At 31.0% G+C, this 12,497-nt stretch carries 10 protein-coding genes; 9 read left to right on the top strand and 1 reads right to left on the bottom strand.

Annotated features, from left to right (window positions below; all coding sequences use genetic code 11):
* The first annotated feature begins 21 nt into the window (after positions 1-21).
* From bsdtw1_RS19215 to bsdtw1_RS19175, 9 genes are all read left to right on the top strand, one after another.
* Positions 22-1,476 (top strand): Ig-like domain-containing protein, encoded by a 1,455-nt coding sequence (locus tag bsdtw1_RS19215; protein ID WP_183279130.1) that lies wholly within the window; start codon positions 22-24, stop codon positions 1,474-1,476.
* Between the two features lie 31 nt (positions 1,477-1,507).
* The gene (gene msrB, locus bsdtw1_RS19210) at positions 1,508-1,969 is read left to right on the top strand and encodes a peptide-methionine (R)-S-oxide reductase MsrB (RefSeq protein WP_205245290.1); all 462 of its coding nucleotides are present in this window, start codon (positions 1,508-1,510) and stop codon (positions 1,967-1,969) included.
* Positions 1,970-2,523: 554 nt separating this feature from the next.
* Entirely contained in the window at positions 2,524-2,685 is a 162-nt protein-coding gene (locus tag bsdtw1_RS19205) for a hypothetical protein (protein ID WP_183279129.1), read from the top strand.
* Positions 2,686-2,773: 88 nt separating this feature from the next.
* Positions 2,774-3,166 (top strand): secondary thiamine-phosphate synthase enzyme YjbQ, encoded by a 393-nt coding sequence (locus bsdtw1_RS19200; protein WP_183279128.1) that lies wholly within the window; start codon positions 2,774-2,776, stop codon positions 3,164-3,166.
* A 283-nt stretch (positions 3,167-3,449) separates the two neighbouring features.
* Positions 3,450-4,049 (top strand): nitroreductase family protein, encoded by a 600-nt coding sequence (locus bsdtw1_RS19195; protein ID WP_183279127.1) that lies wholly within the window; start codon positions 3,450-3,452, stop codon positions 4,047-4,049.
* Positions 4,050-4,456: 407 nt separating this feature from the next.
* The gene (locus bsdtw1_RS19190; RefSeq protein ID WP_183279126.1) at positions 4,457-5,878 is read left to right on the top strand and encodes a glycoside hydrolase family 1 protein; all 1,422 of its coding nucleotides are present in this window, start codon (positions 4,457-4,459) and stop codon (positions 5,876-5,878) included.
* A 72-nt stretch (positions 5,879-5,950) separates the two neighbouring features.
* Positions 5,951-6,790 carry a Cof-type HAD-IIB family hydrolase gene (locus tag bsdtw1_RS19185; RefSeq protein WP_183279125.1) on the top strand — a complete coding sequence of 280 codons (840 nt, stop codon included), beginning with the start codon at positions 5,951-5,953 and terminating at the stop codon, positions 6,788-6,790.
* 197 nt (positions 6,791-6,987) lie between these two features.
* Positions 6,988-8,538: a nitrite/sulfite reductase gene (locus bsdtw1_RS19180; protein WP_183279124.1), complete on the top strand. Its 1,551-nt coding sequence runs from the start codon at positions 6,988-6,990 to the stop codon at positions 8,536-8,538.
* Positions 8,539-8,643: 105 nt separating this feature from the next.
* Positions 8,644-9,459 carry a Cof-type HAD-IIB family hydrolase gene (locus bsdtw1_RS19175; protein WP_183279123.1) on the top strand — a complete coding sequence of 272 codons (816 nt, stop codon included), beginning with the start codon at positions 8,644-8,646 and terminating at the stop codon, positions 9,457-9,459.
* Positions 9,460-9,643: 184 nt separating this feature from the next.
* Here the strand turns inward: bsdtw1_RS19175 and bsdtw1_RS19170 are convergent, their stop codons facing one another.
* The gene (locus bsdtw1_RS19170) at positions 9,644-12,319 is read right to left on the bottom strand and encodes a sigma-54-dependent transcriptional regulator (protein ID WP_244638192.1); all 2,676 of its coding nucleotides are present in this window, start codon (positions 12,317-12,319) and stop codon (positions 9,644-9,646) included.
* Positions 12,320-12,497 lie beyond the last annotated feature (178 nt).

Raw genomic sequence — 12,497 nt, 5'->3', positions numbered from 1 at the left:
AGCTTTTTTGGAGGGAGTTTAATGAGGATAGATGAATCAAGTAATGATGCAGAAGCGGAAAAGATAGAAAACAAAAAGAGTTTAAAAAGGCCGATAATTACTTTGATTTCTGCTTTAGTGGTATTGGTATTAATAGTTTCAATATTTATAAACTTAAACAACATAAAGACTTTTTACTATATAAAGAGAGCAGAAATGACTATGAACTCAAAAAAATATCAGGATACTATAGTTTATTGTGATAAGGTCCTTAAGATATCAGATAAAGATAATAAAGCCATTTTAATGAAATCACAAGCGTTAGAAGGTAAGGCAGATATTATAGGTGCCATAACTCTATTAAAGGATAATATGGAAAAGACAAGTGATAAAGAAAATTTTAAGTCACGTTTAGATGAGATAGTAAACTCACTAAAGTTTAATAAAGAGAGCATAAAAATTTACGAAGGTCAAAGTCTGGTAATGCCAGATACAGTTAAGGCACTTACCATAGACAAGAAAGAAGTAGAGTTTAAAGTAAAGTGGTTCGCAAAACCTCTTACCACTGATACAGCAGGAACATATATATTAGGAGGAAATCTAGAGCTTATCAATAAACCTGTAGAGTGTAAGTTAGACATAGTAAAATTTACAGGTAATACAGAAGGTAACATAAATAATAAGTCCCATATGGTTCAAAAAGATAAAACTATTTACTTTGTAAATGGCGAAGATAATAACAATCTATACAAAATGAATCTAGATGGAACAGATAAGAAAAAATTGACTGATGTAAAAGAAGAAAAAAATCTTATAACTACATTTTATAATCTTAGGGTTATTGATGATACTATAATAGGGACAAAATTAACTGGATATATAAACTCAGAGTATTATACTGAGGTCTTTAGAGTAAGTACTAATGGGGATAATTACAAAGTTTTATCTCAAGGAAAATATGCGGATATACTTGATGTAAATAATAAAGAGATTTTTTACAAAGAGTATTATCCAGATAGCTCAACAGAAAAGTATTTTCAATATGAAATAATAAGTGATAAAAGTTCAAGTATAGATTATGATTACTTAAAATCAAGAAACCTAAATACTGGTGAAATTTTAATAAAAAATCCCCAAGATAAAATGCTACCTAAGTACTCTCAAGTCACTCAAAAATACGAGTATAGTTTTATGTTAAATGATAAAGATATAAATTATAACTACTTTAGTCATCCAACAGGAGAACTACACATGAAAGATATAGATACTAAGGAGGATAAAGTATTAGAGAAAGATGTTATATGTGTTAATATAGCAGATAATAAAATATATTACTCTAATAATGATGGCGTATATTTAATTGATGAGGCTAATTCATCAAAGAAAAAGATAATAGACGTAAAAGGTGCTACAGATGTTAATGTATGCGATAGGTATTTAACCTACAGAGATATAACTACTAATTATATAAAATTAGTAGAACTAAAGAGTAAATAAAAAATTAGCATAGTTACAGGAGGGAAATATTTTGACAAATACTAAATACACAAAAGAAAGTGATGAAGAATTAAGAGCGAGATTAACTCCAATCCAATATGAAGTAACTCAAAATAATGGAACTGAAAGACCATTTACAAATGAATATGATATAAATGTAGAGGATGGCATATACGTTGATATCGTGTCTGGTGAACCACTATTTTCATCAAATGATAAATACGATTCAGGCTGTGGATGGCCAGCATTCACAAAACCTATAAACAACGACTTCATAAAGGAAAAAGCTGATCTGACACATAATATGCGTAGAGTAGAAGTAAGGAGTGCAGATGCTGATTCTCACTTAGGTCATGTATTTACAGATGGGCCAGAAGCAGAAGGTGGTCTCAGATATTGTATTAACTCAGCAGCTTTAAGATTTATTCCTAAAGAAAGATTAGTAGAAGAAGGATATGCTGAATATTTGACTCTATTTAATAAAATTATTTAAAAAACAAAACTTATTGCCGTGCCAAATTTTCTTCATGTATATGTGGAAAGGCAGATATGCAAAGAAAGTCGCTGAAGAAGATCACTTCAGCGACTTTCTTATATTAGTGACTAAAAGTTCTTTAATGAATTAATAAATTTCAATGAACGAAGGTTAAAAATAAATATAGTGTGCTAAAATTTAATTAAAGATGTATCGCTTCAATCTGAAAATATAAGTTTTATTATGAAGTAGTACATTCATGCAACAATATTATTAATCGTACAGAAGAAAAAGGTTCAATAAATCAGTGATTTACATATTATTAATAGAGAGGAGGTAATGTAAATTTAGAAGGTTTTGTTAGAATAAAACTTAAATTCAAAACTTTTTATAAAAATAAAGCGCCAGGACTTAATGAGGTTTAAGAATCTTTAAGTTGACGAGGATGGGAAGTATCGAGTTTTCGGCGGATGTCCCACGGTATTGCACTACCGAGAAAGATTGGTAAAGCTAAAGTATATTAGTACAAATTCAATCAGGTGTGATTTTATTAAAATTTAGAGGTGTTATTGATGAGCGAATTAGAAAAATTATTAAGTGAATATAAAGAGACAGAAAGATGCATAGAACTAGGTATGGAGTACTTAAATGACAAGGATTATGCACGAGGAAAACTTGATTTAGTAAGAGTGATAATTGCTGATCTAGAAAGATTATCTGCTATAGCGGAATAATTAATATAAGGATAGTAAATACATTAAAAGAACCCTTTGGATTGGGTTCTTTTGCTTATAATTTATAAAGAATAAAAGGAGATCGTAAATGGAATATAAAATAAGAACGCACAGCACTGATGAGATGTTAAATATAACTTCTACCATAAGACAAAGAGTAAAGGAAAGTGGCGTAAATGATGGTTTAGTTGTGGTATTTGTTCCTCATACTACTGCAGGTATCACTATCAATGAAAACGCTGATCCTGATGTAGTAAGTGATATGTTATTAGGATTTAAGAATATATCACCAGAAAACAAAGCTTATAAACATTTCGAGGGAAACTCTGCTTCTCATATCAAGGCTTCACTGATGGGATCATCGGTAACTATAATAATTGAAAATGGAGAACTTATGCTAGGCGTTTGGCAAGGAGTATATTTCTGTGAATTTGACGGGCCGAGAGATAGAAAGGTCTACATAAAAGTTATAGAAGGGTAATTTGTATACCTCAAGTATACGAATATATAAAATGAATATAATGAAACATAGAAACATAAAAGATATAGTATAAATCTTTTATGTTTTTTATTCTTTATGCAATAAAAATATCTAAAAAATTTTATGAAAATACTTGACTATTGAGAATTAAAATCATATAATTTAAATATACCAAGTTACAATAAGTTAGTTGGTAACAATAATATATAAGAACGTTGTTTATAAAAATAAAAAATCTAGTAACATATATAAAATATAAATTTTTAGTTGGAGGTAATATAAAATGGAAAAGAATTTTTATGATGCAATAGAACTTAGAAGGTCATATTATGGGATTAGTAAAGAGGCTGTAGTTTCTGATGATAAAATCAAGGAAATAGTTGAAAAAGCAGTGAAATATGTACCATCAGCATTTAACTCACAAAGTGCGAGAGTAGTCCTATTATTAGGGGCTCAACATGATAGACTATGGGATATTACAAAAGAAGCTTTAAGAAAGGTTGTGCCAGCAGATCAATTTAGTTCAACAGAAGAAAAGATAAACTCATTTAAAAACGGATACGGAACAGTTTTATTCTTCGAAGATGGCAGTGTGGTTGAATCATTACAAAAGCAATTTGCCCTATACAAAGATAACTTCCCAGTATGGTCACAGCAAGCAAGTGGAATGCATCAATTTGTTGTTTGGACAGGATTAGAACTAGAAGGTTTTGGAGCTTCATTGCAACACTACAATGAACTTATAGAAGAGGATGTAAAGTCAGAATGGAGCATACCTAACAATTGGAAGCTTATCGGTCAAATGCCATTTGGAAAACCAACAGCAGAACCAGGTGAAAAGCAATTCCAACCACTAGAAGAAAGAGTAAAGGTATTTAAATAATATATAGTTAAACCAGACATTCTTAACATAAAGTTTGCGAGGTATATGTGTAAACAAATCTAAGGGTATAAACCTAAGGATTTTTTATATAAAATATTGGGATATAAAACTACCTGTAAGGTTGTTTTATATCCCAAATTTATTTTTACTGTAAAGGAAATTATAAAAGTTTTAAGACGATTAAGCGATTTTTTTTATTTAGTATACTTTATGTAGGTAAAATTTCAGTGATAGTTCGAATAGTTTAGGTAATTTATAAGCTAATCGTAGTGACTGAATCTTTTCAAAATTAGAAAAAATTCATCAGCATGAAAAGGTTATAATGTAGCTGTAGGGTAATTTAGAGTAATAGATAATAAATGTTAATATAATTTACAATTTAAATTAAACATTTAGGAGGTATTTTTATGAAGATGAAAGATGGATTTTTATGGGGTGGAGCTACAGCTGCGAACCAATTCGAAGGCGGATGGAATAAAGGTGGTAAGGGGCCAAGTACTGCTGATATGATGACTGGTGGAACACATACAACCCCAAGAAGAATTACTCCGGTTTTAGAAGAAGGAACATATTATCCAAGCCATGAAGCAATTGACTTCTATGGACATTATAAAGAAGATATAAAAATGTTTGGAGATATGGGATTTAAGACTTTTCGTATGTCAATAAACTGGACAAGGATATTTCCAAATGGTGATGAATTAGAGCCAAACGAAGAAGGCTTAAAATTTTATGATGATGTATTTGATGAGTTAAAGAAAAACGGAATTGAGCCATTAGTAACAATATCTCATTATGAAACTCCATTTGGACTTACTCAAAAGTATAACGGATGGGCAGGAAGAGAAGTTATCGACTGTTATGTAAGATATTGTGAAACAATTTTTAGAAGATACAAAGATAAGGTAAAGTACTGGTTGACTTTTAATGAAATAAATTGTTTAACTATTGATTTTGGCGCTTTCATGGGAGGCGGAGTATTAGTTAAAGAAGGAGAAGATTCAGCTAAACTAAGATTTCAAGCGTTACATCACCAATTCGTAGCAAGTGCTAAAGCTGTAAAATTAGGACATGAAATTAACCCTGATTTTAAAATCGGATGTATGATAGCATATATGACTCTTTATCCACTTACTTGTAATCCAGATGATATTTTATTGGCACAAAAAGCAGATCAAATACAAAACATGCTTTGTGGAGATGTTCAGGTGAGAGGTTACTATCCAGGATTTGCTCTTCGACATTTTGAAGAAAAGGGTATAGATATTAAAATGGAAGATGGAGATTTAGATATACTAAAAGAAGGTACTGTAGATTTCTATTCATTTAGTTACTATATGTCTAATGCAGTAAGTGCTGATCCAGCTAAGCAAGAAGAAGCGAAAGGAAATTTACTAGGAGGATTAAAAAATCCTTACTTAAAAGCTTCAGATTGGGGATGGCAGATAGATCCTAAGGGATTAAGATGGACACTAAACCATATTTATGATAGATATCAAATACCTGTAATGGTTGTTGAAAATGGATTAGGTGCAGTAGATGTTGTAGAAGAAGATGGTTCAATTAATGATGATTACAGAATTGATTACTTAAGAGATCATATAATTGAAATGGAAGAGGCAGTTAAGGATGGTGTTGAGCTTATGGGATACACTATGTGGGGATGTATAGACTTAGTAAGTGCATCTACTGGAGAGATGAAAAAGCGTTATGGGTTCATTTACGTAGACAAAGATAATGATGGAAATGGTGATTTGAGCAGAAGACCTAAGAAGAGTTTCTACTGGTATAAGAAAGTAATTGAGACTAATGGAGAGGATTTAGCTTAAATTATCTATATTAAGTAAATTAGAAGGTTGATGTAAAAGTTGACCTTCTTTTTATATAAAGGGAGAAATCAAGTGAGTAAGAAAGTAATATTTTTAGATGTAGATGGAACCTTAGTAAATGATAATGGGATAATTCCAGAGAGTGCACAGATAGCAGTAAAAGAAGCAAGAAAAAATGGTCATTATGTATTTTTGTGCACAGGCCGTTCGAAGGCAGAGCTGTTTGATCACATAATGGAGATTGGATTTGATGGAGTTATAGCAGCTGCTGGGGGATATATTGAAATAGGAGAAGAGGTACTATTTCATAAAAGAGTAGCAGATGAAGATGTAAGACATCTAGTAACTTATTTTAATGATAATAATATAGATTTTTATCTGGAATCAAATGGTGGATTATATGCAAGTAAAAACTGCAAAAAACATCTTAGAGAAATATTTTTTGGAGATCCTAATCTAGATTCAAAAGAAAGAGCGGAACTAGAGGAAGGTATGTCACCATTTATAGAATGCTTAATAGAAGATGAAGACTTGTTCAGAAGCGATATTAATAAAGTATCTTTTTTAGGGTCAGATATTTCAATAGAGATAATAAAAGAGGAATTTAAAGATAAATTCAACGTTATTTCAGCTACAATTCCTATATTTGGTGAAAACAGTGGCGAATTATCACTTCCTGGTATACATAAGGCTATAGCCATAGAGCTGCTTCTTAAACATCTGAATTTATCTAGGGAAGATTGCTACGCTTATGGAGATGGTGTTAACGATTCTGAAATGCTTCAATTTGTAGGATATGGTATAGCTATGGGAAATGCAAATGATAAGTTAAAGGAAATTGCATATGATATCACTGATACTCATGATGAGGGAGGAATTTATAATAGTTTTATGAAACATAAATTGATTTAATCCACCTATTCTTATAAGTATACTTTGAATAGAAAATTAGCTTAGATAATGATAGAACAAGATTTTATAGTGTTTTAGTCATCTAAATAGGTTTGTGATTAAAATCATGGTTTTACTTACAATAAATATAGTAGTATACTTTTGTATAAGAATGCGTAATTGACAGAAAAATAACTTTATTTATTGGGGTGAAAGTAATGGAGAATTTAAAAGAACAGTTAATAAGTGATATTGAAGATTTTAGAGAAGTAGGACATAAGTTTTTAAGTGGAGAAATAAATAGAAATAATTTCAAGAAAACTTCAGGCGGTATGGGTGTATATGCTCATAGAAGTGGAACAGAATTTATGGTTAGATTGAGAACTTTTTCAGGAGTAATATCAATTGATAAGCTTCAATTAATATATGATTTTGCAAGCAAATATAATCTTGATGGAATACATCTTACAACTAGGCAGGCAATACAACTTCATGGTTTAGGAATAGATGAAATATGCGAGATTATGTTAAAAGGATTGGAAGAAGGAATATATACTAGGGGAGCTGGTGGGAACTACCCAAGAAATGTAGCGCTTTCACCACTTTCAGGGGTTGACCCTGAAGAGGCTTTTGATGTAACGCCATATGCTATAAAAGTTAATGAGCATTTTGTAAGTAAGATAAGAAGCTATAAACTGCCTAGAAAACTAAAAGTTGCCTTTGCAAGCAGTGATGCGGATGAGGCTCATGCAACAGTTGCGGATTTAGGGTTCTTGGCAGTAAAAGAAAATAATAAAGAATGCTTCAAATTATATATAGGTGGTGGAATCGGGAGAAATCCGAGATTGGCAGTGCCATTTGATGAAGTAGTAGAACCTAAAGATGTTCTATATCATGTAGAAGCTATAACTAATCTATTTATTGCTGAAGGTGATTACGAAAACCACGGTAAGGCTCGTATTAGATACATAGTGGAAAGAATGGGAGCTGACCAATTTATAGAATGTTATAAAAAGCACTTAGCTCAAGTTAAAGAAACACAAAACCTAGAGTTAGATTTAGTGACTAAAGAAGTAGTAAAGCAAGGTGCTGAAACAGATTTAATTAGTTCTAGACTTTTTAAACAAAAGCAAGAAGGACTTTATAGTGTCTACTTCCATCCAATAGGGGGACAATTAAAGTTATCAGTTTTAAAAATGTTATTGGATGAACTTAAAAGTATCGATGAAACAGAAGTAAGACTTACTATGAATGAAGGCTTATACATTAGAAATCTTAATGGGCAGGAAGCTGAAAAATTAATAAATCTTACAAAAACATTAGGTGGAGAAACTAGATTAGAGCAATCTGTAGCTTGCATAGGCGTACCTACATGCCAAATTGGTATATTAAATGGACAAAAAACTTTACAAGAAATAATATCTAAATTTAAAGAAGAAGGCTTAACTGAAGATATATTACCAAAAGTTCATATATCAGGATGTCCAAATTCCTGTGGAGTACATGAAATTGGAACTATAGGTTTCCAAGGAAAGATGAAGAGAGTAAATAACGAATCTAAAAATGTATTTGAACTTTATGTTAAGGGTGCATTAGGAGAAGGTGTTACTAGACTAGGTGATTCCTATGGGGATATACTTCAGGATGAAGTTCCACAATTTTTATTTGAATTAGCTAACACTATCAAAGAAGAAAATGTAGAATTTATTAACTGGTTAGAGCAGAATGAAGAAAGCTTTAAACAATTAGTAACTAAGTTTACGGTTTAAAAATAAATCTAATAGTATTAAAATTTTTAAGGTTCTTCCTGATTTCTTTAGGGAGAACCTTAAAATTCAATTATATAATAATTAATTTAAAGGGTGGGGTGAATTATGTACAGGCTTATGGCAATAGATATGGATGGTACTCTTCTTCAAAATGATAAATCTTTATTAGATTCTACAAGAGATAGTATAAAGAAGGCAATGGATTTGGGAATAAAGATAGTATTAACTTCCGGGAGGCCCGTTCAAGGGATAAAAAATTATTTAGATAAGTTAGGGCTTAATAAGGAAGATGACTATGTTATTGGTCTTAATGGTGCTGTAATATGCAGATGCTCAGATTATTCAGTAGTAAGCAGTAGTGCAGTGCTTACAGGTAAAGATCTCAAATACATTTATACAAGAACAAAAGAATTAGGTGCTTATGTTCATGCATTTACTGAGAAAGAAGATTTAGTAAGTGAATTGAGCAAATTATCAGAGGCTGAGGAAAAAAGATTAAACCTAAAGGTAAAAAAAGTAGATTTTCTTAAAGAGATAAACGATAATGATGAAATACATAAGGTTGTTCTTGAAGAAGAAAGTGATGTTCTTGATAGAATTATGAATGAAGTTCCTGAAGACTTAAAGCAAGAATACAGTGTGATTAGAACTGTAGGATACATGATAGAGTTTATGAACAAAGATTGTAATAAAGCTTTAGGAGTAGAAAGCTTGGCTAAGTATCTTGGAATATCCAGAGAAGAGATAATAGCTATTGGTGATGCTGATAATGATAGAGAGATGCTTCAATATGCAGGTCTTAGCGTAGCTATGGGAAACGCAGAAGATAGAATAAAAGCTTTAGCTAAGTTTGTGACTAAAAGTAATGAGGAAGATGGAGTTTCTTATGTTATTGAGAAATTTATATTAAACCCAAAATAGCTAATACTATATAAGACGCCTCAGGTTGTTCCTGGGGCGTCTTATATAGTATAAATCATTTTGGCTAAGTAATGCTATAGATGAACCACTTCATAATTAAATTTATATTTTCAAATTCTCCACTCAGAACCCAGCGGAGTTTTGAAAATAGATTTCGGATTGAAGTGGTTCATCTTTAATTAGTTTAAGCAAAAGAAAGATTTAAGAAGAAGCTTGTTACATAGCATACTTCATTATCAGATATGTCTATAAAATATTTATCCTTTAGTGGATTTAAGCTATCTTTTACTATATCAAAGAAATATCGATTTTCTCTCACAAAATCATCTCGTTGTAAGTACTCTATAGAGTAGTCACTTTTAGACAATCTGCTTACCATAAATGATAAATGAAGAAGAATACCAATAAGTTTTTCATCTGCTAATTTGATAGAAAGATTTTTTTGAATCCTTTCTACTGTTGATAGTACTGAGTTATAAAGTTCATATCCATCAAAGTTATCTATGTTTTCTTTTAGTAGTGAAGGCATTTTTAAAAAAGTGGTTTTTACATCAATCATTTCTTGGATTTCAGGTATTGCTTTCATATTAATTACATCATACATTTCATATTGCTTAATATCTGTTGAAACAGAAAAAGAGGAGATAATGCATAATATATCAGTTCTTTTTCTTAAATCTTCTAACTTTTTAGCAAACTGATTCTTGTGGAGACAACTTAAATGTAGTATCTCAAAGTAATTTTTATCATACTTAAGTGTATTATTTAGGAAACTTTTTATCGCTACAGCGGCTCCTTCACCAGTTAAGCAGGCTGTTATGATACTAACTTTTTTAGATTCCTTTGAAAGATTTAAATCAAATCTATCGCCTTGAAAATATGAATTTACTGCTGTTACTTCCCTGTGAATTTCTTCTAATGAAAATCCAAGGAGTGCTTTTCTAGCTGCTTCAAGTACATGAAGAGTTGATGCTAGAGGTACCACTTTAGCTGGTATATTAAATTCACTTACTATTGCATCAGCAAAAGTTGTAAGAGATCCCATATCTACTAACAAAAGATATCCGCTGGAATTTGGTTTGTTTTTAATTAATGCTCTTAGCTTGTCCAGAACTTTTAAAGGGCTTACTTCAAGAGGTGCATTTATACCTACGACGTAAGTTTCTCCTAATAACTGGTTTGCTACATCTGCCATAGATGTAGCAGTGTAGTGACCGTGAGCAATTAATATTATTTTCACCTTATCCTTTCTGCTATTTTCAAATTCATCTTCAGGCAGAAGAAAAATTGTAAGATAGCCTACCTCATCTTCTGGAATTGATTTATTAATATATTTTTCAATTATTTTTTTAGCCTTAGAAGCAATCTCATATTGAAGAGGATAAAGATTTTTGAATTTATCTAAATCGGGGTTAACAATACTGTTGTCTGTATTTATCCTATTGATTAAAGTGTTTATATGAAGAGCTAAGGCAGTATAAATTTTGCTATTTAATCTTCTTTTGAGTTCAGTAGTTAAAAAATATACCACATTATCTACGCAGTCTAGACAGTCTTTATCTATAATAGTGAGCAAGTTTTTTCTGTTAATTACGTCTGAAACCCCAATAACATGGCTATGAAAGTATTTTGTTATATTCTTTTCTAATATGTTTTCGATAGCTATATTAGATATACCTTGTGATTGTAAAGTTTCTAATTTCTCTTCAATCATTTGATATATACAATTATCCTCGTCGGATATATCATCTTGCAGGTTATGGCAGCAATTTGAGAATTTAAAAAATTCTATCTCTGTTCCTACAATTTTGTTCCAAAGTAGACGATGCTCCTTGCCTTTATAAAGACCTTCTTTAATATAAGAAGGTAAACTAGAGCTTCTTATTCTTACATCAGATTTTATATTAGTAAGATATTCAGAATAAGCTCTAGCGCAAATTAATTGAATATCACTTTTAAGCTGTCCAACGTTACTAGGACAATCATAAGATAGTAGTGCTCTCATAGTGTTTAGGGAAACATAAATATCTCTACTTATCTTAATACTTTCTTGTTTAAAAAAATTCTTTATTAAAAATAACTTCTCATCTAAGGACCTTTCTTTTAGAGAAGGAATTCTTATAACCATAGGAATTCTTCTGGTAAAGGTTTGCAATAAGGAGGATGAAGGATCTTCAGTAGTAGCAGTTATTATGAGTACATCTGATTTTTGTGGGTTATCAGATCCTAAAGGTATAAAAAGTCCGCTATCAAGAAATGTGAATAGGGCTTCTTGACCTTCAGGAGGAAGTCTGTGAACCTCATCAAGAAATAGAACTCCTCCGTTTGCTTTCTCTATTAATCCAACTTTATCCGAATCTGCTCCAGTATAGGTGCCTTTTTTCACTCCAAAAAGTCTTGATGTTAATAGCTGAGAGTTATTACTGTAGTCAGCACAATTAAATACTATAAAAGGAGAGTCCTTTTCTCTTATTCCCATATCTATAGCATACTGGTGCATTAATGAGGCTATCATTGATTTACCTACTCCGGTTTCACCAAAAATTAATGAAGGAATTCCTTTTGGCGGATAAAGAATAGCTGCTTTAACTTGTTCTATAGCCTTTTTTAAACTTATTTGAGTCTTTAGCATGAAATCTAGTTTGTTCATGCTGGATTTTTCCTTAACTAAATCTGGAGGTACGCTAAATAGCACTGGACGGGTAGAAGTTTTTAATATTTTTCCTTCTTTAAATAGTTTATTAAGTTCGTGGCTTACGTTTGATCTGGACATATTTAAAACTGATGCTAAAGTAGTTGCATCAATACCTTGATCAGGATCTACTTCTAACAATTTTTCATATATTGCATCTTTTTTCAAGAAAAGTCCTCCTTACTATGGGAAAAATATACATCTGATTTAATTATACAGCAAAGTAAATGTTCAGACCATAGTAATAGTTATTCACTAAGCTTAAAATCAAAAAGTTTATAAACAGATAGTATCTAAAATTATTAAATAAACTAGCGACATGTCTCTCATTTCTATTAAACACTTA

It is taken from the genome of Clostridium fungisolvens (assembly GCF_014193895.1).
Taxonomy (GTDB): Bacteria; Bacillota; Clostridia; order Clostridiales; family Clostridiaceae; genus Clostridium_AR; species Clostridium_AR fungisolvens.
This window is presented reverse-complemented; position numbering and strand designations above follow the sequence as displayed.

Excerpts from the sequence above, each read along its gene's own strand:
- bsdtw1_RS19215 (WP_183279130.1), top strand. The coding sequence starts at position 22 with ATGAGGATAGATGAATCAAGTAATGATGCAGAAGCGGAAAAGATAGAA.
- bsdtw1_RS19205 (WP_183279129.1), top strand. The coding sequence starts at position 2,524 with ATGAGCGAATTAGAAAAATTATTAAGTGAATATAAAGAGACAGAAAGA.
- bsdtw1_RS19200 (WP_183279128.1), top strand. The coding sequence starts at position 2,774 with ATGGAATATAAAATAAGAACGCACAGCACTGATGAGATGTTAAATATA.
- bsdtw1_RS19195 (WP_183279127.1), top strand. The coding sequence starts at position 3,450 with ATGGAAAAGAATTTTTATGATGCAATAGAACTTAGAAGGTCATATTAT.
- bsdtw1_RS19190 (WP_183279126.1), top strand. The coding sequence starts at position 4,457 with ATGAAGATGAAAGATGGATTTTTATGGGGTGGAGCTACAGCTGCGAAC.
- bsdtw1_RS19180 (WP_183279124.1), top strand. The coding sequence starts at position 6,988 with ATGGAGAATTTAAAAGAACAGTTAATAAGTGATATTGAAGATTTTAGA.
- bsdtw1_RS19175 (WP_183279123.1), top strand. The coding sequence starts at position 8,644 with ATGTACAGGCTTATGGCAATAGATATGGATGGTACTCTTCTTCAAAAT.